Origin of the sequence: Pseudoalteromonas sp. A601, from assembly GCF_002165575.1 — a bacterium.
Lineage (GTDB): Bacteria > Pseudomonadota > Gammaproteobacteria > Enterobacterales > Alteromonadaceae > Pseudoalteromonas.
The window spans coordinates 1-20,286 of record NZ_MXQF01000042.1 but is presented as its reverse complement, the minus strand read 5'-3'; the positions used below and the strand labels follow the sequence as shown (position 1 = coordinate 20,286).

21 protein-coding genes are annotated in these 20,286 nt (G+C 40.6%); 6 read left to right on the top strand and 15 right to left on the bottom strand.

Going from position 1 to position 20,286, the window contains the following annotated elements; all coding sequences use genetic code 11:
- Positions 1-5: 5 nt before the first annotated feature.
- Genes B5G52_RS20000 through gpmM form a run of 4 tightly spaced genes read right to left on the bottom strand, consistent with a single transcriptional unit; the run spans position 6 to position 4,809 of the window.
- Entirely contained in the window at positions 6-770 is a 765-nt protein-coding gene (locus tag B5G52_RS20000; protein WP_254911252.1) for a divergent polysaccharide deacetylase family protein, read from the bottom strand.
- A gap of 54 nt (positions 771-824) precedes the next feature.
- The gene (locus B5G52_RS19995; protein WP_087534400.1) at positions 825-2,069 is read right to left on the bottom strand and encodes a S41 family peptidase; all 1,245 of its coding nucleotides are present in this window, start codon (positions 2,067-2,069) and stop codon (positions 825-827) included.
- Positions 2,070-2,121: 52 nt separating this feature from the next.
- A complete protein-coding gene (locus B5G52_RS19990) occupies positions 2,122-3,261 on the bottom strand; it encodes a murein hydrolase activator EnvC (protein ID WP_087534390.1) in 1,140 nt (379 codons plus the stop codon).
- Positions 3,262-3,264: 3 nt separating this feature from the next.
- Positions 3,265-4,809 (bottom strand): 2,3-bisphosphoglycerate-independent phosphoglycerate mutase, encoded by a 1,545-nt coding sequence (gene gpmM / locus B5G52_RS19985; RefSeq protein ID WP_087534389.1) that lies wholly within the window; start codon positions 4,807-4,809, stop codon positions 3,265-3,267.
- 204 nt (positions 4,810-5,013) lie between these two features.
- Here gpmM and B5G52_RS19980 point away from each other — a divergent pair, with 204 nt between their 5' ends.
- Genes B5G52_RS19980 through gpsA form a run of 4 tightly spaced genes read left to right on the top strand, consistent with a single transcriptional unit; the run spans position 5,014 to position 7,280 of the window.
- Entirely contained in the window at positions 5,014-5,445 is a 432-nt protein-coding gene (locus tag B5G52_RS19980; RefSeq protein WP_087534388.1) for a rhodanese-like domain-containing protein, read from the top strand.
- 31 nt (positions 5,446-5,476) lie between these two features.
- The gene (gene grxC, locus B5G52_RS19975; RefSeq protein WP_087534387.1) at positions 5,477-5,734 is read left to right on the top strand and encodes a glutaredoxin 3; all 258 of its coding nucleotides are present in this window, start codon (positions 5,477-5,479) and stop codon (positions 5,732-5,734) included.
- Between the two features lie 49 nt (positions 5,735-5,783).
- A complete protein-coding gene (gene secB / locus B5G52_RS19970) occupies positions 5,784-6,269 on the top strand; it encodes a protein-export chaperone SecB (RefSeq protein ID WP_087534386.1) in 486 nt (161 codons plus the stop codon).
- A gap of 3 nt (positions 6,270-6,272) precedes the next feature.
- Positions 6,273-7,280: an NAD(P)H-dependent glycerol-3-phosphate dehydrogenase gene (gpsA, locus tag B5G52_RS19965; RefSeq protein ID WP_087534385.1), complete on the top strand. Its 1,008-nt coding sequence runs from the start codon at positions 6,273-6,275 to the stop codon at positions 7,278-7,280.
- Positions 7,281-7,332: 52 nt separating this feature from the next.
- Here the strand turns inward: gpsA and B5G52_RS19960 are convergent, their stop codons facing one another.
- Entirely contained in the window at positions 7,333-9,135 is a 1,803-nt protein-coding gene (locus B5G52_RS19960; protein ID WP_254911253.1) for a bifunctional diguanylate cyclase/phosphodiesterase, read from the bottom strand.
- A 396-nt stretch (positions 9,136-9,531) separates the two neighbouring features.
- Positions 9,532-9,996: a tRNA (uridine(34)/cytosine(34)/5-carboxymethylaminomethyluridine(34)-2'-O)-methyltransferase TrmL gene (trmL, locus tag B5G52_RS19955; RefSeq protein ID WP_087534383.1), complete on the bottom strand. Its 465-nt coding sequence runs from the start codon at positions 9,994-9,996 to the stop codon at positions 9,532-9,534.
- Between the two features lie 108 nt (positions 9,997-10,104).
- Here trmL and B5G52_RS19950 point away from each other — a divergent pair, with 108 nt between their 5' ends.
- Positions 10,105-11,013, top strand: coding sequence for a cation diffusion facilitator family transporter (locus B5G52_RS19950; protein WP_087534382.1), 909 nt, complete (start codon positions 10,105-10,107; stop codon positions 11,011-11,013).
- Here B5G52_RS19950 and B5G52_RS19945 read toward each other — a convergent pair.
- From B5G52_RS19945 to B5G52_RS19935, 3 genes are read right to left on the bottom strand one after another with little or no spacing between them, the layout of a single operon-like run.
- Positions 10,986-11,930 (bottom strand): alpha/beta fold hydrolase, encoded by a 945-nt coding sequence (locus B5G52_RS19945; RefSeq protein WP_087534381.1) that lies wholly within the window; start codon positions 11,928-11,930, stop codon positions 10,986-10,988. The two genes, B5G52_RS19950 and B5G52_RS19945, sit on opposite strands and share 28 nt — an antisense overlap.
- A 2-nt stretch (positions 11,931-11,932) precedes the next feature.
- Complete coding sequence (locus B5G52_RS19940) at positions 11,933-13,348, bottom strand: ATP-binding protein (RefSeq protein ID WP_087534380.1); 1,416 nt, start codon at positions 13,346-13,348, stop codon at positions 11,933-11,935.
- A complete protein-coding gene (locus B5G52_RS19935; RefSeq protein ID WP_087534379.1) occupies positions 13,326-14,015 on the bottom strand; it encodes a response regulator transcription factor in 690 nt (229 codons plus the stop codon). Before B5G52_RS19935 ends, B5G52_RS19940 begins: the two co-directional genes overlap by 23 nt.
- A gap of 177 nt (positions 14,016-14,192) precedes the next feature.
- Here B5G52_RS19935 and B5G52_RS19930 point away from each other — a divergent pair, with 177 nt between their 5' ends.
- Positions 14,193-14,726: a Spy/CpxP family protein refolding chaperone gene (locus B5G52_RS19930; protein WP_087534378.1), complete on the top strand. Its 534-nt coding sequence runs from the start codon at positions 14,193-14,195 to the stop codon at positions 14,724-14,726.
- 66 nt (positions 14,727-14,792) lie between these two features.
- Here B5G52_RS19930 and B5G52_RS19925 read toward each other — a convergent pair whose 3' ends face one another.
- From B5G52_RS19925 to B5G52_RS19900, 6 genes are all read right to left on the bottom strand, one after another.
- On the bottom strand, positions 14,793-15,209 hold the full coding sequence (locus B5G52_RS19925; RefSeq protein ID WP_087534377.1) for a hypothetical protein: 417 nt from the start codon (positions 15,207-15,209) through the stop codon (positions 14,793-14,795).
- A 154-nt stretch (positions 15,210-15,363) separates the two neighbouring features.
- Positions 15,364-16,596, bottom strand: coding sequence for an organoarsenical effux MFS transporter ArsJ (gene arsJ, locus B5G52_RS19920; protein WP_217896196.1), 1,233 nt, complete (start codon positions 16,594-16,596; stop codon positions 15,364-15,366).
- Positions 16,597-17,607 (bottom strand): ArsJ-associated glyceraldehyde-3-phosphate dehydrogenase, encoded by a 1,011-nt coding sequence (locus B5G52_RS19915; RefSeq protein WP_087534375.1) that lies wholly within the window; start codon positions 17,605-17,607, stop codon positions 16,597-16,599. It lies immediately after the preceding gene.
- 20 nt (positions 17,608-17,627) lie between these two features.
- Positions 17,628-18,119: a dual specificity protein phosphatase family protein gene (locus B5G52_RS19910; RefSeq protein WP_087534374.1), complete on the bottom strand. Its 492-nt coding sequence runs from the start codon at positions 18,117-18,119 to the stop codon at positions 17,628-17,630.
- Positions 18,120-18,131: 12 nt separating this feature from the next.
- A complete protein-coding gene (arsB, locus tag B5G52_RS19905; protein ID WP_087534373.1) occupies positions 18,132-19,148 on the bottom strand; it encodes an ACR3 family arsenite efflux transporter in 1,017 nt (338 codons plus the stop codon).
- A gap of 15 nt (positions 19,149-19,163) precedes the next feature.
- Entirely contained in the window at positions 19,164-20,006 is an 843-nt protein-coding gene (locus B5G52_RS19900) for a metalloregulator ArsR/SmtB family transcription factor (RefSeq protein WP_087534372.1), read from the bottom strand.
- Positions 20,007-20,286 lie beyond the last annotated feature (280 nt).

Sequence of the window (20,286 nt, the reverse complement as noted above, 5' to 3'; positions counted from 1 at the left end):
AAAGCTTACCTCGCACTCAGCCCTTTAGACTCGGCCTGTGCGAGTTGTATATATTTTCGCTCTACTAGCTGCGATAGCGGCACGAGTTCAAAGCCTTGTTGTTCCAGCTCGGGGAGTTTACGCGATAAAAACTCGATGGTTTCAGGGTAGGGGTGTGCGATGGCAATGGCGAAATTATAGCGCTGGGCTTTGTGTTTTAGTTCATCAAACCTAAATTGCAGTTGTTGTTCGTTGATGATGTTGTCTAAAAATACATGGCGACCTACATTTTCTACCCCATATAAATTTGCTACGTTTTGCGCTTGGCTCAAATTGGTGGTGCGGCTGTCTAAAAAATATAGGCCACGTTGCTTGAGTACTTCCATGGTCCATTTCATGGGTTGGCTTTTTTGTGTTAACGCTGAGCCCATATGGTTATTGACCCCTTTAACTTCGGGGAGGCTCGCCAGTGCACTATAAAGAGTATGTTGTAGTTGCTCTTTATCCATATCACTTGTCAGTGCACCAGGCCCTAGGGCTTTGCTGTTATCTAGGGCTTGCATTGGCACATGAAGTAGTAACTCTTTGTTGGAACGACTGGCAAGTTTGGCAAAAATTTGCGAAAAGGGGGTATGGGGCAAAATCGAATACGAAATTTTACCAGGAAGGTTTAACGTTTCTAAATCGCGCTGATGATTACCAATATCATCAATCACAATCGCTATTTGCTTTGCTTGTACCAATGCGGGCAAGGAGCAAATAGCTATTAATAGCCAAATTAGTTTTTTCACATTTATAATTTTTATTATCTGTTATTAGCAAAGGTCAACTGACCCTAGCAAAGGTCACTTCATAGACAGTAATTGTTTTGCTTTAAGTAACTGTTGATCAGTTGGGCTGCTGCCAAGCCATGGTTGATCACCTTTTCCTTGTTCATTTTTTATTATAGCGACTTTATCTATTTGTGAAAGAGCTGATTGATTAATCGCCACATCAGGAGCAACTCCTACGCCATCTATGGATTTTCCTGAAGGCGAAAAATACTTTGCAGTGGTGAGCTTTAATGCGGTATCGCCATTACCTAATGGAATGAGCGATTGCACAGAACCTTTACCAAACGACTTGTTACCCACTAATGTTGCTCGGTTATTATCTTTTAAGGCCGCGGCTAATATCTCGGCGGCAGAAGCTGAGTTTTCATTAATCAAAACAACGATAGGAGAGCCGTTTAGTATGTCTCCTTTGCTTGCTTCAAAATGCTGATTAGCATCATAAAAGCGACCTTTAGTAGTGACTATAGTGCCGCTTTGTAAAAATAAGTCAGACACCGCAACTGCGCTTTGTAATGTGCCGCCGGGGTTGTCGCGTAAATCTAAAACGAGCCCCGTTAATACTCCGCCATTATTACTTTTTAACTGTGCTAATTGGCGTGAAACGTCATGTAACGTATGGTTGGTGAAGCTATCAATAGCCATATAGCCAATACCAAAATCATAAAGTGAACTGGTTACACTTTCGAGGTTTATCTCTTTGCGGGTTACTGCAAAGTCCAGTGGCGCTTTTGAGTTGTCTCTTTGAATACTCAAATGAATTGTGGTTGATTCACTTTGTTGGATCATATTTGCCACTTGGCTGATTTTTTTATTGGTAACCGGGCGGTTGTTTATGGCCAATAAAATATCATTTTTTTGAATGCCAGCATGGTATGCCGGTGAGTTTTTTAGTGCATTGATAATAATGATATGTTCATCTAGCTCTTGCACTTCAATGCCTAAGCCGGTGTAACGACCATTGGTGCTATTAAAAAGAGCATTGAGTTCGCTTTCATCTAAAAACTTTGAATAAGGGTCGAGGTTTTTTAGTAAGGTTTCGAATTGTTGCTGATCATCAAAGCTGCTTTGCAGTGGCAAATCTTCAACGTAATAGGCATGTATATTATAAAGAATTTCGTGCTTTTGCTGGCTTTTAAGATCGCTAATCGAGGTGACGGCTAAGCTGCTAAAGCTCAGGCATATTAAAATACTAACCAAAAGTAGGTAAGTAATCAGTTTGCAGCTAATAACGTTATGCTGCAGGTTAAAAGAGGTCATTTTTGTTGTTGGCATCAGCTGCTCCCCATGGGGTGCAGCTACGTTTATTCAATTAAAGTCGTCTGCACCATTTAACAGGATTTACTGCGCGTCCTTTATGGCGTATTTCAAAGTATAGACCAGAATTTGCTTGTCCGCCGCTTTGACCTACTAATGCAATAATATCGCCTTGACGAACCATGTCGCCAACATCTTTAAGCAAGGTTTGTGTATGCCCATAAAGGCTCATAAACCCTTCACCGTGATCAACAACAATGACCCAGCCATACCCTTTTAGCCAGTCAGCGTAAACAACTTGACCGTTATGGACGCTACTAACTTGGCTGCCTTCATTGGCGCTAATTAACACGCCTTTCCAATCGATTCCGCCGTGTTTACGCTGGCCAAATTTGTGGGCAAGTTTACCTTTTGTTGGCCAGTTTAATTTTCCTTTACTGGTATTAAGGCCCAGTAACTCTACTTTTTGAGTTTTTTCTTTTTCAAGCTCTTGTAATGTGGTTACCAGTGTTTTTTCGTTTTCTTTTAAATAATTAATAGAGTTTTCGGTTGAGCTTAATTTTGCTTTTAGTTGCTTAATATTGGTTTTACGCTGCTTTTGTGCATCAACTAATGCTTGGTGTCGGGTTGTTTGTTCTTGATGTAAAGCCAGTAAATGTTGTTTGGTTTTTTCAAGTTCGAGCTGTACGGCTTCTATTTCTACTAGCAGGGTTTTTAGTTCTTCAATTTGTTCTATGCGGGCTTTATTTAAGTAATTGTAATAACTTAATGTGCGCTCAACTTGGGCGGTGTCTTGTTGGTTAAGTAGCATTTTCGAGTAGTCGTGCCCACCTGACATATAGGCACTTTTTAATTGTGCCGCCAGTGCTTGTTGTCGCTGTTTTTGCTGTTGCAGTAATGTGTTTGCTTGTTGCTGCTGTTGCGCTTGTTGTTTTTCAGTGTCTTTAATTGATTGCTTGGCGATATTGAGCGCTTTTGCATTTTTAGCAATACTTAGCTCATGCTGCTGTAAGGTTTTTTGCAGCTTGGCGATATCTTTACGTTGGGCTGCGAGCTCAGCTTCACTTTGCTTTAATGCGCTTTGTATCTGTGATAGGTCTTTTTTAGTACGGTCTTCATTCGCTATTGCCGGAGCAATAACGAATGAAGTAAGCATTAACAGACTACCAATTAACTGGTTAATACTTTTTATCATGATTTATTTCAATGTCATGATAGGTGTGCCAGTCATTTCGCTAGGCTGTTCCATGCCCATCAGGTGTAACATGGTGGGTGCTACATCACTAAGCGCTTTGCCATCGGTTGGAGTCGCATCGCGGCCAACGTAAATAAAGGGTACAGGCTCGCTGGTATGCGCTGTATGTGCTTGTCCGGTAGAAGGGTTAGCCATTTGCTCTGCATTACCATGATCGGCAGTGATCAGTGCTTCTCCGCCAAACTCTTCTAAAGCAGCCACAACGCGACCAATACAATGATCAACGGCTTCACATGCTTTTACCGCAGCTTCAAATACACCAGAGTGACCAACCATATCACCATTTGGATAGTTACAAATAATGGCGTCGTATTGTCCACTCTTAATTGCTGCCACAAGTTTGTCGGTGAGCATTTCAGAGTTCATCTCAGGCTGTAAATCGTAGGTTGCAACTTGAGGCGATGGGATTAGCTCGCGGGTTTCGCCTTCAAATTCATCTTCACGGCCACCACTGAAGAAGAAAGTCACGTGTGCGTATTTTTCTGTTTCAGAAATGCGCAGCTGCGTTTTGTTGTGTTTTTCAAACCATTCGCCAAGTACATTAACTAATGGCTCAGGAGCAAAGGCTGCAGGGGCATCTATATCAGCGGCGTATTCAGTTAACATGACAAAGCCACTTAATTGAGGGGCTTTCTTTTTGGCAAAGCCGTCAAAGTCAGCATCAACAAATGCGCGAGTCATCTCGCGGGCACGGTCAGCTCTAAAGTTTAAAAAGATCACGGTATCGCCGTCATTGATTTGAGCAGCAGGTTGGCCATCAGCGGCAATTGCTGTGGCGGCTACGAATTCATCGTTTTCGTCGCGTTCATAGGCTGCTGTTAATGCGTCAACACCATTAGTATAGGTATGTTGCGCGATGCCGCTGACCATTAAGTCATATGCTTGTTCTACACGGTTCCAGCGGTTGTCACGGTCCATTGCATAATAGCGACCAACAATTGAGGCTAAGCGGCCGCAGTTAAGCTCATTAAATAATGCTTCAATACGTTCAATTGATGCCTGGGCACTGCGTGGTGGTGTATCACGGCCATCTAAAAAGGCATGAAAGTACACTTCTTTTGCACCACGTTTAGCGGCCATTTCAATTGCGGCAACAATGTGATCTTCGTGGCTGTGTACACCGCCTGGGCTTAATAGCCCCATTAGGTGAACGGCTTTATCTGCGTTAACGGCTTTATCTATATTTTCAACCAGGGTTGGGTTGTGCTCAAATTCGCCATCATCAATTGATTTAGTAATGCGAGTGAAGTCTTGATAGACAATACGCCCTGCACCTAAGTTAACATGGCCTACTTCTGAGTTACCCATTTGACCATCAGGAAGACCAACATCTAAACCAGAGCCTGAAATTAATGTGTGAGGACGTGTTGCCCAAAGCTCATCTAATACGGGCGTGTTAGCTGCTAAGACGGCATTACTTTGCTCGTCTTCGCGGTATCCCCACCCATCCAAAATCATTAATACGAGAGGTTTTTTATGCTGTGTCATTTTAGCTCCTGAAAATTACCACCTGTTGGATTGTTAGCATACCGTGTTTTTGCTTGTGGATCAGCATTCAAAAAGCGCGATATTAATATATTTCACTCTCTGGTAATTTTTCATCAAGCACGTATACTTGCGTGGCTAGGGGCTAGCCCCGATGTTTTAACCCCAGCGCTCAACGCGCGGGACAATTTTCATAGTGGAAGACGCATGGATCAATATATTGAATTTATCGGTAATCATCCGATTTTAAGTTTGGCTTGGGTAGCGTTAGTTGCGCTAATTGTCGGTGGTTGGTTTAAAAGTAAATTTTCAGCAATTCGCCAAATAAACCCGCAACAATTAACGCTATTAATCAATCGTGAAGATGGCTTAGTTGTTGATATACGTGCACAAAAAGAATTTAACAATGGCCGTATCGCAGGGGCTGAACACCTTAACCCAGAAAAAGCGAAACAATCTGACTTCTCTAGCCTTGAAAAGTCTAAGAGCAAACCCATTATATTAGTATGTACAACGGGCATGACGGCTTCAGGTATTGCAACAGCAATGCATAAAGCGGGTTTTGAGTCAGTTTATATTTTATCTGGTGGTATGGGCGCTTGGCAAAGTGCTGGCCTACCTACGACAACCGGCCGCTAACAAGATTAAGCCAGCCGATAGAGGATTTTTTATGAGTAATGTTGTTCTATACACCAAAGCGTATTGCCCTTTTTGTCAGCGTGCCTTGGCACTGCTTGAAAGCAAAGGTGTGCAATTTAAAAATATTGATATTGGTGTACAGCCTGAACTGCGTGACGAAATGATTGCAAAAGCAGGTGGTGCGAGCACAGTACCGCAAATCTTTATTAATGATGAGCATATCGGCGGTTGTGACGACATGATGGCAATTGAAGCACAAGGTAAACTTGATGCTAAGCTAAACGCTTAAAAGCCAGTTAACGAATTTATTATAAAAACGATTAAAGTTAGGAATTACAATGAACGAAGAAAACCAAAACGTAGCAGCACAAGACGCTGGCGCACAATTTACTATTCAACGTATTTACACTAAAGATGTATCTTTCGAAACGCCAAATTCACCGGCTATCTTCCAAAAAGAATGGACGCCAGAAGTTAAACTTGATCTTGATACTCGTTCTAATAAATTAGACGAAGGTGTATTTGAAGTTGTTTTAGCGCTAACTGTGACTGCGTCGATTGGCGAAGAAACTGCGTTTTTATGTGAAATTCAACAAGCGGGTATCTTTACTATCGCTGAAGTTGAAGAAGTTCAACTTGCACACATGCTAGGTGCTTTTTGCCCTAATGTGTTATTCCCATACGCACGTGAAGCAGTTTCTAACCTAGTTAATCGTGGTACATTCCCACAACTTAACCTTGCGCCAGTAAACTTTGATGCATTGTTTGCTCAATACATGCAGCAACGTGCAGCGCAAACTGATCAGGCAACAGCAGACGCATAATTTATGAGTACAGCAAATTCAGCTGTTACTGTATTAGGGGCGGGGTCTTATGGCACCGCCCTTGCTATTTGTTTAGCCCGAAATGGTCACCATGTGACGCTTTGGGGCCGCAGTAGCGATGACGTTGCCACGCTTGCAGCTGAGCGGAAAAATCAACGTTACTTACCCGATGTCACTTTCCCTGACACTTTACTTCTTGAAGCAGATTTACATACCGCAGTTAACGATAGCCAAATTATATTGGTAGTCGTACCCAGTCACGCATTTGGCGATACGTTACGTCAAATTAAGCCATCACTACGTGAAGGTGCACAAGTTGCTTGGGCAACAAAAGGGCTTGAACCAAATACTGGGCGTTTATTACAAGAAGTTGCACAGCAAGAGTTGGGTGATGATGTGCCGTTAGCTGTGGTATCAGGGCCGACTTTTGCAAAAGAAATGGCCATTGGTTTACCAACAGCTATTTCAGTGTCGTCTACATCGACTACATTTGCTAAACAGTTAGCTGATTTATTACATTGCGGCCGTTCATTTAGGGTGTATAACAATGATGACTTTATTGGTATTCAACTCGGTGGTGCGGTTAAAAATGTTATCGCTATTGGCGCTGGCATGTCAGATGGCTTTGGTTTTGGTGCTAATGCGCGCACAGCATTGATCACCCGCGGGTTAGCTGAGTTATGTCGTTTAGGTTGCGCATTGGGAGCTAAGTCAGAAACCTTTATGGGTATGGCTGGCCTTGGTGATTTAATACTAACCTGTACTGATAACCAGTCACGAAACCGTCGCTTTGGTTTAGCTCTTGGTCAAGGTGAAGGCGTTGAGGCTGCTATTGAGTCGATAGGTCAGGTTGTTGAAGGCTATCGCAATACCAAAGAAGTGTATTTGCTTGCTCAACGTGCGGGTATTGAGATGCCTATTACAGAGCAAATATATCAAGTTCTATATGAAAATAAAGACGTGAAAGAAGCTGCTATGGCATTGTTAGGCCGTGAGCAAAAGTCAGAATAGCGCGTTTTAATGATTTATAATAAAGCGTAGTGTTTTGCACTGCGCTTTTTTGTTAGTTATGTATAGAGTTCGTGGTTTTTATTAGGCTATGTTTTGTGATGAATGATGGTACTTTTTCAGCGCGAAGCGGGCGGCTATAGTAATATCCTTGCATGATACTGCAACCCATGACATTTAACATATAAGCTTGTGATTTAGTCTCTACCCCTTCTGCAACTACATCAATATGCAAGTATTTTGCTAAACGGATAATCGTTGCGGTGATGTTTCTATCTTGTTCACTTTCGGTGATGTCTTGAATAAAGGATCGGTCTATTTTTAAGGTATCAATCGAAAAGCGTTTAAGGTAGCCCAAAGAAGAATGTCCAGTGCCAAAATCATCAAGCGCAATAGTAAAGCCTAACGCTTTAATGCGATTCATTTGCTGTTGTGCAAATTCAGGGTTGTCCATCATCGCGCTTTCGGTTATCTCAAGTTCTATACAACGAGCGGGTACATCAAATGTCGCTAAACATTCAGTGAGTGTTTCAACTAAACTGGTTTGTTGAAAATGCAATGCTGATATATTTATCGCAACTTTACCAAAATCAATACTCTCTGAGCGCCAAGCTTCTAACTGTTTAAATAGTTGCTTCATCAATAAGGCAGTGAGAGGAATGATTGCACCGTTTTGTTCTGCCAAAGGGATAAACTCGACAGGGCTGATTACAGTACCGTCAGCTTGTGGCCAACGCACTAAAGCCTCAAAACCGTGGAGCTGATTTTTTTCAGCATTAAACTTAGCTTGATAAAATAATTCAAAGTCGTTGTTAGTAATAGCATGGAAAAGCGCACTTTCTTTGCTTAACTCATTTGGGTCAATGGTATGTTTAGCTTCGTCAAAAAATTGATAATTATTGTGGCCCATTTTTTTTGCGTGGTTGAGTGCACTGTTAGCGCTACGCATAATTGCTTCGCTGGTGTAGCCATTTTCAGGGTAAGCAGCAATACCACAACATGCTGAAATATAACTTTCAATACCGTTAAGCATAAAAGGAAGCTGAAACTGCTTTAATATCTTGTCAGCTTGTTTTTTTGCATAAAATATTGTTTTATCAGAGTAAAGGTAAGGTGGTATTAGCACCGCAAACTCATCGCCACCTAGGCGGGCTATGGTATAGCCAGAGTCTAAATTGGTTGTTAGCCGTCTGCCAACTTCTTTGAGTAGTTCATCACCAATACAGTGTCCCAGTGAATCATTTATCTTGTTAAAGTTATCTAGATCAATAAACAGAATCATTAAGCTTGGGTATTTATTATTGCAGCTTTCTATCGCTTTATTTACCGACTCTATAAATATAGCTCTATTAGATAGACCCGTAATAGAATCCTTAGTAGTCAGTTTGAGCATGGCTCGTTCATTATTTTTACGTGCAGTCACATCTGAAAATAAACCTATGTAATGCGTTTTGTTTTTACGTAAGTGAGATGTGGTTACCTTGGTAATTGATAAATCAAGTGCATAAGGCTGACCATCCTTACGTAGGTTCCAAATCTCACCAGACCAATAGCCATCTGTTTCAAGTTCATCGTAAATCAGGTTTTCTAGTTTTTTGTCTCGCCCTTGCTGGGTGAATACTTTAGGTTTTTTTGCAATGACATCTTCGAGTTTATAGCCACTGATCGTTGTAAATGCCAGGTTTACTACGGTGATCTTAAAGTTTTCGTCTGCTATCCAAATAGCGTCTTTTGATTGGGTCATTAATGCAGTCACTAAATCCTGTTTAGCATTGCTTTTTAATCTATAAACAATTAATAAAATGATAACGAGGAAAGCCAGAGCAATTAGTAAATATTTAATTAGAGGTGAGAGCATGAAACCTGAGTTGAAGTTATTTGTAGTTGAAGGAGAGGTTAGTTGATTTTTGGTTACCGCTTGAGTTGAACTTGCAATTGACCTGTTAAATAAATTGAGCACGGAATCCTTTTGATATACAGAGGTATTTACAGAAGCGCTAAAAATAGTATTGTTTTTAAAAACGCCAGTGCTGGCCATCAAAGAGGCACTAAAAAGTACAGAACATAAGCAACTAATCAACAAAAGTGAGCGCATTAAATACCATCAGTAAATGAAAAAGAACAACCCTGATATTAGTTTAGGAAATGCGTTATAGCGAATAAGAGAATATGAAATTAATTAAAGTGCTACCGTTGCAGTTAAAATAATACATTAGCGCCATGCACAGACGCTAAGTTTTAAGCGTAAGTTAGTTTATTGCGCGTTAGGGAAGCCCAATTGACGCCATGATTCATATACAAATACGGCAACGGCATTAGATAAATTCATACTACGGCTGTTGGCTTGCATCGGAATACGCACACGCTGTTCACCGGGTAACGATTGTATGAGTTCATCTGGTAAGCCGCGAGTTTCAGGGCCAAAGACTAGGCAATCGCCGGCTTCATAGCTGGCTTGATGATGAAATTGGCTGCCTTTAGTGGTGCATGCATATACTTTTTTGGGTTGGCATTTTTCAAGGTAGGCTTCAAATGAAGCATGGCGCTGTACGTTACTAAACTCGTGATAATCAAGGCCAGCTCTTTTTACTCGTTTATCGTCCCACTCAAAGCCTAAGGGCTCTATAAGATGAAGTGAGTATCCGGTATTTGCGCACAAACGGATAATATTCCCGGTATTTGGCGGAATTTCAGGTTGGTATAAAACGATGTCTAGCATGAAGGTGCCTTATTATAAGCTAATTTTTTACTCTTATGAGTATACACTAAACATTTTAAAAAAATGATATACTCTGTTCATAAGAGTTGCTTACGTATAGGTAAAAAAGTGCATCATCGCAGTTATGAATTTTGGGTGAAAACCGCCAGTGCGGTCACTATGGTTATGGTTAGCCTGATGATAGCAGCTAAATGCTGGGCATGGTTGGCGTCGGGCTCTGCATCTATGCTTGGCTCGCTGACAGATTCATTAATGGATATAACGGCATCTGCGATGAGCTTTTTGGTATTAGGCTATGCCCTTAGGCCTGCTGATGATGATCACCGTTTTGGCCATGGCAAAGCAGAAGCGCTAGCAGGGCTTGGTCAAGCAGCATTTATTGCCGGATCTGGTTGTTTGTTGGCGTTTCATGGTGTTGAGCGGTTATTTAATCCTGTAGTGCTAAGTCATTCAATGTTAGGAGTATGGGTGAGTATTTTTGCGATTGCTTGTACCCTCGTAGTGGTGTTTGTTCAAACAAAAGTTGTCAATCATACCGATTCAATAGCGATTAAAGCCGACTCCGTACACTATAAGGGCGATATTATTTTAAATGCTGCTGTGCTGGTGGCTATTTTATTAGCGCAAAATGGGATGCAGTACGCCGATCCATTATTCGCAATTGGTGTAGCGGGTTACTTACTCTATAACAGTTGGGACATAGCCCGCCAAAGTGCCGATCATTTAATGGATAAAGAATTACCAGACGAAGAAAAAAGCCAGATAGTTGAGATTGCAAACAGTCATGGTGACGTATTTGGTGTCCATGATGTACGAACTCGCCAAGGGGGTAAAGTAAAGTTTATTCAAATGCATTTGGAGCTTGAAGATACTTTACCGCTAATTAGAGCGCACTACGTGGCAGACGAGGTAGTGGCTATGATCAAAGCACAATTTGACTGTGAGATGGATATTTTGATCCATCAAGATCCACTATCACTGAGCCAAACTCAAGTTAGTGAGTCGCAAAACTCATAAAAGCGTGTTAGCACGGCCTTGCGAATTTTGTCTTGTTCAAACAGTAATTCATGTTTTGCATTACTAAACGTTTCTAAAATAGCCGTTTTTTGCTTATGGGTAATGATATGTTGAGCTTGGTTATCCACCACGGTATCCAATTGGGCACTGGCAATAAACATAGGCACGGGGAGCGTTAACTGCTCTATGCTTGTAATAAACGTAAAAGCGGCATTAAGCCAGCCATAGGTGACACCACCTAACTGAAGACTCGGTTCTTTATGGTATGTTTTACGAAAAAGTTGATAGCGAATCTCGCTGCTTGTTAGGCTATTTATCGCAAACTCTTCAGGCTTATAATCCCCTTGGCCAAACGCATACAGCGTATTTAGACCTAATAAACAGGCAATTTTAGCCGCTAATTTGGCAAGGGGTTTTGGTGTGCCTTTGGTGTAAATATCAAACATTGGCGCTGATAAAAATACGCCACTGTAGTTATTTTCAAACCGAGCTAGATAATCAAATGCAATTGCCCCGCCCATCGAATGGGCAAGCATGATTTTTTTACCCTGCCAAAATTGTTTAACTATTTGGCTATCAAATAAATCGAGATCTTGAGCATAGTCAGAAAATTGCTTTACAAAGCCTTTATGAGGATTTGCTAAAGCACGGTAGGAGCGTCCCTGACCTTGATGATCCACAATAAACACGGCATAGTTATTTTTATATAATTCCCACAGTAGCTCTTGGTATTTATCGAGCCCTTCGATACGACCTGAGCTAATAACCACTGCGGTATGTGCGTGCTCTGGTATCGCAAAGCCATAATATAAATCACCATTGGCTGTTGCTAAGTGCTGTTTAGTTACCTGCTGGGTAAAAAAATCTGCAATGTCTTGTTGCTGTTCTAGCAGGCTTTGCTCTGAGCTATAAAACATAGTTATTGTTGCTTCTTAATGGGTAAAACAATTTTAACGCTAAGACCGCTCTGTTTCTGATTATGCAGGGTTAAGCTACCTGAGTGCGCCGTAATAGCGTTTTTAGCAATTGCTAAGCCTAGGCCAGTGCCACCGCTTGTTCTATCTCTGGCATCTGATTGCCTAAAGAAAGGCTCGCATAATCGGGTTAAATTAGCAGGTTCGACACCTGGGCCATCATCATTTATTTCAATGTTAATGGTCTGTGTTAATGCTAACTTTATGGTGATGGTATGCTCAGCGTATTTAATAGCATTACGTAATACATTTTCCAGGGCGCTGGCGATAAGGCTTTCATCACAATAAATATCTAGGTTAAGCTCACCTTCAACCAGTAAAGTTTTATTGCATTGCTTAGCTTCAAACTGGGCGTCGTTAAGTACATGATTAATAATAACTTGCATTGATTGTTTATGTAATGACAAAGTTTGGCTTTTGGCTTCTAATCGCGAAACTTGCAGTACGTCGGCAATCATTTTATCAAGTTGATTTGCCTCTTTTTCTATCCGCTCTAAATATGTTTGGTTTGTATCAGATGCTTGCATTTGCGCAAGGCCCGTTGCCATTTTTAAGCGTGTGAGAGGGGAGCGTAATTCATGAGAAATATCAGCTAACAGACGCTTTTGCGCTGTAACTAATTGTTCAATTTGGCTGGCCATACTGTTAAAGTCTCTGCCTAAAATCCCTAGCTCATCCCGTCTATTTTCATTTATAATTGCGCGAGCAGTTAAGTCTCCTTTTGAGAGCTTTATTGCTGCTTGCTTTAAGTGGTTTATGGGGGCGATTAAGTTACGGCTAAAAATAAAGCTCAGGGTCAGTGAAGCGAGCAAGGCAATTGTGGTCTTTAGCCAAATTGGCATTAGCTTTAAGCGTATTAAAAACGGTGCTGGGTGGCTTTCATCGATTTCGTAAAGGTAGAACGTCCCCTCCGGTAGGTTTACCATAACGGGACCAAACGCTTGATAGCTTTCTGTGAAGATCACTTGCGGCGACATAGTCTTAGTAAAATTGAGTATGTTTAAATCCACATCATCAGCAGGTAGGCGACTGGTTAATGAGTTTTCTGCTTGATCAGAGTTTAAATAGAGTAATTTGCGCTTGGCTAGTCGAGGATGATTTAATATTTCAGCTGCCGTTTTTTTGTGTTTTATGGCACTGCGTTCAATACTTTTGGCTGTGTACTCAAGATTTTTTTTCATTGGGCCACGCAACTCTTCGGTGCTTACTTGATTCGTAGCAATGTTACTTAAAAAGATCAAAGCGGTGATCGTGCCGATAACGGTTAGCCAAAACCAGACAAAGATTTTAAAAAATAAAAAGTCTTTAGGGTGCTTTAACCAAGCCAAGCGGGTGTTCTTACTCTCCGCGGATGAAGACATAGCCTGTCCCTCGCATAGTTTTAATGCGTTCAGAGCTATTATACTCTGCAATTTTTTTACGAATATTGCTGACATGCATATCGATTGAACGATCAAAAGAGGCTAAGCGTCTGCCCAGCACTTCTTCACTAATTTGTTCTTTACTTACTACTTCGCCAGCATTTTTTACTAATAAAGCCAGTACTTCATACTCTGTGCCAGTTAGGCTGAGCTCGTTGTTGTCAACATAAGCTTCGCGTGCTGCAAGGTTAATAATAATATTATTAACGGTTAGCTTATTAGAGCTTGTGTTGCTCAAGCTTGCGATATGTTCAATGCGACGGGTAATCGCTTTTACTCGAGCGAGTAATTCCCGATGATTAAAAGGCTTAGGAATATAATCATCAGCACCGAGCTCAAGACCAAAAATGCGATCGAAATCTTCGCCTTTTGCAGTAAGCATTATCACTGGGGTTAACTTTTTTTGTCTTAACTGTTTGAGAACTTCAAAGCCATCAAGTTTAGGTAGCATGACATCAAGTAAAATAAGCGCGTAGTCGTACTCAAGTGCTTTTTTTAGTCCTTGATCTCCGTCATGAACACACTCAACGGTGTAGCCTTGCGCTGTTAGGTACTCGCTCAGGAGTTCGCATAACCCTGTATCATCATCAATCATTAATAATTTCATTTAGCCAACCTCGCTATGCTGCAATAACTACATTTTACCCAGTAAAGTGTATAAATGGTAATCTTTACATAACCTTTACACTTATTTGCGTTGCTTTGCATTGCAGTTGTTATAGTTCACTTACTCGCTAAGGCAGCAGCCAAAGTGAATAATATTCCCAACCAAGAGGTAATGATTATGATCACACGTAAACTAACTAAACTAGTATTAATCTGTGGATTAGCAACAGCAACACTTGGTACAGGTGTTGCTATGGCAAAAGGTGGTATGCATCATGGTAAAGGCATGCATGAAGCACGTTTCTTACTTTCTGAGCGTGGTGCTGACAAACTAGATTTAACGCAAGCACAGCAAACTGAGCTAAAAGCGGCCTTTGATGCTCAAAAAGAGCAAATGAAAGCGATGCGCGCTGATAAAGAAACTCGTAAAGCTGAGCGTGAAGCATTTAAAGCAAAAATGGACGTGTTATTAGCTAAGTCAACATTTGATGAAAATGCAGCGCAAGAGCTGATTGACTCACGCGAAGCCAAAGCCGAAAAATTTGCTATGCAAAAACTTAAAATGGAACATACAGTTTGGCAAATCTTGAATGCTGAACAACGTGAAAAGTATAGTAAAATGAAAAAACGTTTTGCTAAAAAAATGAAAGATAAAGGCCATAAAAAAGGTAAGCGTGGCGATAAAAAAGCAGATGAAGCAACAAAAAGTTAATATCAACTATTAATTTTTAAGCTCAACGGTGACAAGGCGAAAGGTAACTTTCGCCTTTTTTGTGTATTAAGCACTGTGATTGAACAACAAGCCTGAACTGGTGTTTCCTGATGACGAAAATAAACTCCCCATTAGCGTTGATACATTCTTTTTAACGCTTAATTGTATAGCAACCAATTCCTCATCTAACTCTTGCTGTAATTCGCCAATTTGTGTTTGTTGATCTGCTTTTGTTAGGCTGGTGTCTGCTTCAAGTGCACGTATTTTTTCTTGTAGTGTTTTTATGTTTGTAATCATTTGTTGCTGAGTGGTTTGTGCCGTTTCATCAGTATTCGTATCATTTTGCGCGGTGTTTTCATCGGTATCTTTTGCCGCAACTGATGAGTTATCTTCAGCTTGGTCCACGGGTTGTGTTCCTGCTTGGCTTTGCTTTAACATGTTTGGATCAGTAATTAATGATGAAGGTATATTGGTTAGATTCATTGAGCGTCCCGTGCGACTATAAATTGACGTGTTTTTTAATGTCAAAAATAATGCATTAATCGTTCCATATTCGGGGAATTTAGTAAGGTGTTAGTTGTTTTATTTAGAAAATGCAAAGCCCTGCATAGTCAACACCATGCAGGAATGGATTGAATTATTGTGCCGTTACTTCGGCTTGTTGTGGCAATGCCAGTGACAGCAGGGCAGCTAAGGCGATAAATACGCTTGAGATCCATAAACAGGCTTCAAGTCCATATTGCTGATACACCCAGCCCGAAAGTACTGTGCCTATTAATCGGCCCATGGCGTTGGCCATGTAATAAAAACCTACATCCAGAGACACGCCATTACTGTCGGCAAGGCTGACAATTAAATAACTATGTAATGATGAATTAATGGCAAAGACTGCACCAAATATTAGTAAGCCGATAATAATGGATGCCTGTATATAAAAATCAAAATGTAGAGCTAGGGCAATAAGTGCAGGTATTGCTGTTAGATAGCTGGCCCACAAAAATGCGCTGCGGCCACTTGGGACTTGCCCTGACTTTCTACCGGTAAAAGAGGGGGCAAAAGATTGCACTATGCCATAGCCAATCACCCAGCTTGCCATAAAGCCACCAACCCACCAGTGATCCCAACCAAAGGTTGCGGCTAAAAACACAGGTAAGGCAACTACAAACCAGACATCTCTAGCACCAAATAAAAACATCCGTGCAGCGGAGAGCACATTAATGGCTTTGCTTTTGGAGAACAGCTCACTAAATTTGGCTTTACTTTTAGCTTTGCCTAAGTCTTCTTTTAAAGCAAAGATACTAAATAGCCAGACGGAGCTGAGCATGCAAATCATACTAAGAATTGCACCGTGGAACTCTAATAAGGTAAGCAACAAACCACCTAAAAAGAAGCCAACCCCTTTAAGTGCATTTTTAGAGCCGGTTAAAATAGCCACCCATTTATATAGCTGGCCTTGCGCACCTTTTGGTACAAGGAGTTTAATTGCACTCTTTGCACTCATTTTATTGAGATCTTTTGCTACTCCAGATAACGCCTGTGCTGCCATAACATAAATAACAGTGAGTGCGTCAACAGGTACCATGAGCATGGCTAAAGAAACTATTTGTAAGCCCAAGCCAATGTTCATGGTTTTATTAAGACCGAATCGAGCGCCAAGCCATCCGCCTACTAAATTAGTGATTACCCCAAAAATTTCATAAAACAAAAACAGCATCGCTATGCTGAGTGGACTGTAACCAAGCTGGTGGAAATACAACACTACAAGCATGCGTAGTGCGCCATCAGTAAGGGTAAACGCCCAATAATTACCGGTAATTACTAGGTATTGTTTTATTTGTGGCGGAAGTGCTTTTAATCGATCCACGGTCAATTATTCCTTATCGGCTAGGCCAACTTTACGTACCAGCTCTGCTGTACGATTTGCATAACCCCACTCATTGTCGTACCACACGTAGAGTTTCACTTGTGTGTCGTTGATCACCATAGTTGATAGTGCATCTATAATGCTTGAGCGAGGGTCGGTTTTATAATCGATAGAGACAAGCGGGCGTTCTTCATAACCCATGATGTCTTTTAGCTCACCAGCTGCGGCATCTTTAAGTAAAGCGTTTACTTCATCAATAGAAGTGCCACGTTCAAGCTCAAATACACAATCTGTGATTGATGCATTCGTTAGTGGGACACGAATAGCATGGCCGTTTAATTTACCTTTTAATTCAGGGAATATATGTGTAATGGCCGTTGCTGAACCTGTTGTTGTTGGAATTAAACTCGTGCCACATGAGCGCGCACGGCGTAAATCTTTATGCGGCGCATCAATAATTGTTTGGGTATTGGTAATGTCGTGAATTGTGGTTATTGAACCATGTTTGATACCAATTTTTTCATGAATAACTTTAACCACAGGCGCTAAACAATTAGTTGTACACGATGCCGCGGTAACTATTGGGTAAGTTTCTTTGTTATAAAGGTAGTCGTTCACACCCATTACAATATTTAAAATACCGTCTTCTTTTACTGGGGCTGTTACAACAACGCGCTTTACACCTTGATCAAGGTAGGCTTGTAATAAGGCTTTGGTTTTAATTTTACCCGAAGCTTCAATTACTACATCACAGTCTGACCAATCCGTGTCTTGGGTTTTTGTGTTTTGCGTAAAAGCTATGGTTTTACCATTTATGATAATAGTATCGTCAGTATGGCTTGCTTCGTGGTGCCATTTACCGTGCACTGAATCAAACGTCATTAAATGTGCAAATGTTTCAGCGTTACCAGCAGGATCGTTAATATGTACGATTTCTATATCATCCCAATCAAATGCTGCGCGCATTGATAATCGACCCATCCGGCCAAAACCATTTATACCTACTTTAATAGTCATTGTTTATTCCTTAATACTGATTATAACTGCGAGTTAAAATAATTTAGTTGGTGTGTATTTTTTAACGCATTTGGCCTAATGTTTTGGACTTGTTTAATTATCTCGTCAGTAGGCATGCCATGCGCTAATAAAATAAGGGCTATTACTAAGCCCGTTCTACCTGAACCACCTTTACAGTGTACGGCGATAGTGGCTTGGTTTTTTACTGCGTTAACAATGGTGCTTTTATGTTCTTGCCATTGTGTTGCAAATTCCTGTGCTGGCGCTGCATCATCTAAAATTGGCAGCTGCAACCAAGTTATATTGTGCAGCTTGCACAATATTGGCAGTTGATCGGCATTGTTTTTTGCAAGCTCTTCATCGTGCATCAAGGTGAGTATTATATTCGTACCAGCTTGTTGCAATGTGATAACTGACTCTTCAAGCGATGCTTCTTTACTGCCAGGGCAAGGTGTAAAAATAAGCTTTGCGCCATTGTCTAAAATTAATGTGTCATATGGGTGACGTTGCATCTGTTATTCCTTTTATTTAAACCAATGTTGGGTGCGATTTATAATGACAACTAGCGATAACATCACGGGTACTTCTACTAATACACCAACAACCGTTGCTAATGCTGCACCAGAATGTAAGCCAAATAATGAAATAGCCACAGCGACAGCGAGTTCAAAAAAGTTTGAGGTGCCAATTAAGCATGAAGGCGCTGCTATTTTTTGCGGCAGCTTCATCCAAATAGCCGCAGCATACGCAATAACAAAAATGCCGTAGGTTTGAATGATCAGTGGAATAGCAATTAATACTATTGTTTGCGGCTCTGCCAGAATTGTATTCGCTTGAAAACCAAATAGTAAAACCACCGTTGCTATTAACCCAACCATAGACCAAGGTTTTAACTTGGCTAAAAATTGTTCAAGTGCTTGCTCATCTTTACCTTTATTTAAAGTCTTACGGGCAAGCACACCCGCAGTTAATGGCAGTAATACATATAACATCACAGATATAAGTAGTGTCTCCCATGGCACTTGAATATCACTGACACCTAACAACAAAGCAGATATAGGTGCAAATGCAAAAATCATAATTACATCATTCACAGAAACTTGAATTAACGTGTAGTTGGCATCACCTTTGGTTAATTGTGACCATACAAATACCATTGCTGTACAAGGAGCCACTCCGAGTAAAATCATGCCAGCTATATACTCTTGTGCGGATTGCGCATCAACTAAGTCAGCAAATATAAAGTTAAAGAATAACCAGCCTAAAGCGGCCATAGTAAAAGGTTTGATTAACCAGTTTATTATTAGTGTCAGTATTAGCCCTTTAGGGTTTTTACCGACATCTTTAATTGATGAGAAATCAATTTGTGCCATCATCGGAAAGATCATCACCCAAATAAAAACAGCAACGGCAATATTTACGTGAGCTATTTCAAAATCAGCAATTATTTGAAATACATCAGGATGCCATTGACCAAGTAGCACGCCTGTAATAATGGCCAAACCAACCCAAAGTGATAAGTAACGTTCAAAAATTCCCATTTTAATCTCCTATACTTAGCGGCAAAAGTCAGTTTTGCTTGGGCGGTTATGCATATTAGCGAGGTTATTTAGATTATTTGCAATTAGTGTGAGATTGTTTTCAGTTGTTTCACTGATCACTTTTTTTATCCATATAGGTAGGTCGGGATTGATTTTATAGAACACCCATTGGCCATGCTTTCTATCTGTGATAATTCCCGCTCGTTTTAATACAGCTAAGTTACGCGACACTTTTGGTTGGCTATCTTCTTGTAGCGCTTCCATCAATTCACATACACATAGTTCACCGTGATAATTAGTAAGCATCAGTGTTTTTAGGCGTATATCATCAGTTAAGCACTTGTAAAAGGAAATAGGATCAATAGTAAGTTTATCAAGTTCAGAGATTTGTTTATCAATACGTAGGCTTGATGCTGCCTTACCATTTGGTTGATCTTTGCCTTCTAAAAGTAAGAACATCGACAAGCGATTATTTAATTCACTTAATGTGGTAGCGAAAGGGTTATTACAGCATCGCTCTTTAGGGTCTGGAAAGTCCCAAGCTAATTGTGTTTTAGCGCCAGGGAAGTTACGGCATTCTTGGTTTGCCTTGTCACAAAGGGTAATTACAAAATCAAACTCTTGGCCTGAGAACTCATCGACACTTTTAGATTTAAGGTCATCTATAGTCAAACCAAACTTTTCAAGCGCATCTAAGGTACGAGGGTCAATCATTTCTGGTGACGTACCAGCACTGTAAGTATCAAATAGATCGCCCGCTTTGTGGCGAAGTAACGCCTCAGCCATTTGTGAGCGAGCAGAGTTACCAGTACAAAGGAATAAAACCGAACGCTTATTAGTAGAAGTTTGATTACTCATAAATAACGCCTTATATAGAATATGCAATAAAGTGTATATTTGTTTTTGTGCATATTCAAGTGCAGGTGTGCGTTTCAAAGTAATAATTTAAGTTTCCATAGTATGAATCTTAGCCAAAGATACAGTTAACTAGGTTATAGAAGTTACTTTATGGATAGTTTAGCTGTGTTTTTACACTGTTCGTTTGAAAATCATACCAAATGCTAATTAATTACAAATAAATTTAAAAAACGCTTGCGTAAAAATCGTATCTCCCTATAATGCGACCCCACTGAGACGG

Bases quoted from the DNA above. Each gene is read 5' to 3' on its own strand.
- B5G52_RS19995 (WP_087534400.1), bottom strand. From the start codon at position 2,069: ATGACCTCTTTTAACCTGCAGCATAACGTTATTAGCTGCAAACTGATT.
- B5G52_RS19990 (WP_087534390.1), bottom strand. From the start codon at position 3,261: ATGATAAAAAGTATTAACCAGTTAATTGGTAGTCTGTTAATGCTTACT.
- gpmM (WP_087534389.1), bottom strand. From the start codon at position 4,809: ATGACACAGCATAAAAAACCTCTCGTATTAATGATTTTGGATGGGTGG.
- B5G52_RS19980 (WP_087534388.1), top strand. From the start codon at position 5,014: ATGGATCAATATATTGAATTTATCGGTAATCATCCGATTTTAAGTTTG.
- grxC (WP_087534387.1), top strand. From the start codon at position 5,477: ATGAGTAATGTTGTTCTATACACCAAAGCGTATTGCCCTTTTTGTCAG.
- secB (WP_087534386.1), top strand. From the start codon at position 5,784: ATGAACGAAGAAAACCAAAACGTAGCAGCACAAGACGCTGGCGCACAA.
- gpsA (WP_087534385.1), top strand. From the start codon at position 6,273: ATGAGTACAGCAAATTCAGCTGTTACTGTATTAGGGGCGGGGTCTTAT.
- B5G52_RS19960 (WP_254911253.1), bottom strand. From the start codon at position 9,135: ATGCTCTCACCTCTAATTAAATATTTACTAATTGCTCTGGCTTTCCTC.
- trmL (WP_087534383.1), bottom strand. From the start codon at position 9,996: ATGCTAGACATCGTTTTATACCAACCTGAAATTCCGCCAAATACCGGG.
- B5G52_RS19945 (WP_087534381.1), bottom strand. From the start codon at position 11,930: ATGTTTTATAGCTCAGAGCAAAGCCTGCTAGAACAGCAACAAGACATT.
- B5G52_RS19940 (WP_087534380.1), bottom strand. From the start codon at position 13,348: ATGTCTTCATCCGCGGAGAGTAAGAACACCCGCTTGGCTTGGTTAAAG.
- B5G52_RS19935 (WP_087534379.1), bottom strand. From the start codon at position 14,015: ATGAAATTATTAATGATTGATGATGATACAGGGTTATGCGAACTCCTG.
- B5G52_RS19930 (WP_087534378.1), top strand. From the start codon at position 14,193: ATGATCACACGTAAACTAACTAAACTAGTATTAATCTGTGGATTAGCA.
- B5G52_RS19925 (WP_087534377.1), bottom strand. From the start codon at position 15,209: ATGAATCTAACCAATATACCTTCATCATTAATTACTGATCCAAACATG.
- B5G52_RS19915 (WP_087534375.1), bottom strand. From the start codon at position 17,607: ATGACTATTAAAGTAGGTATAAATGGTTTTGGCCGGATGGGTCGATTA.
- B5G52_RS19910 (WP_087534374.1), bottom strand. From the start codon at position 18,119: ATGCAACGTCACCCATATGACACATTAATTTTAGACAATGGCGCAAAG.
- arsB (WP_087534373.1), bottom strand. From the start codon at position 19,148: ATGGGAATTTTTGAACGTTACTTATCACTTTGGGTTGGTTTGGCCATT.
- B5G52_RS19900 (WP_087534372.1), bottom strand. From the start codon at position 20,006: ATGAGTAATCAAACTTCTACTAATAAGCGTTCGGTTTTATTCCTTTGT.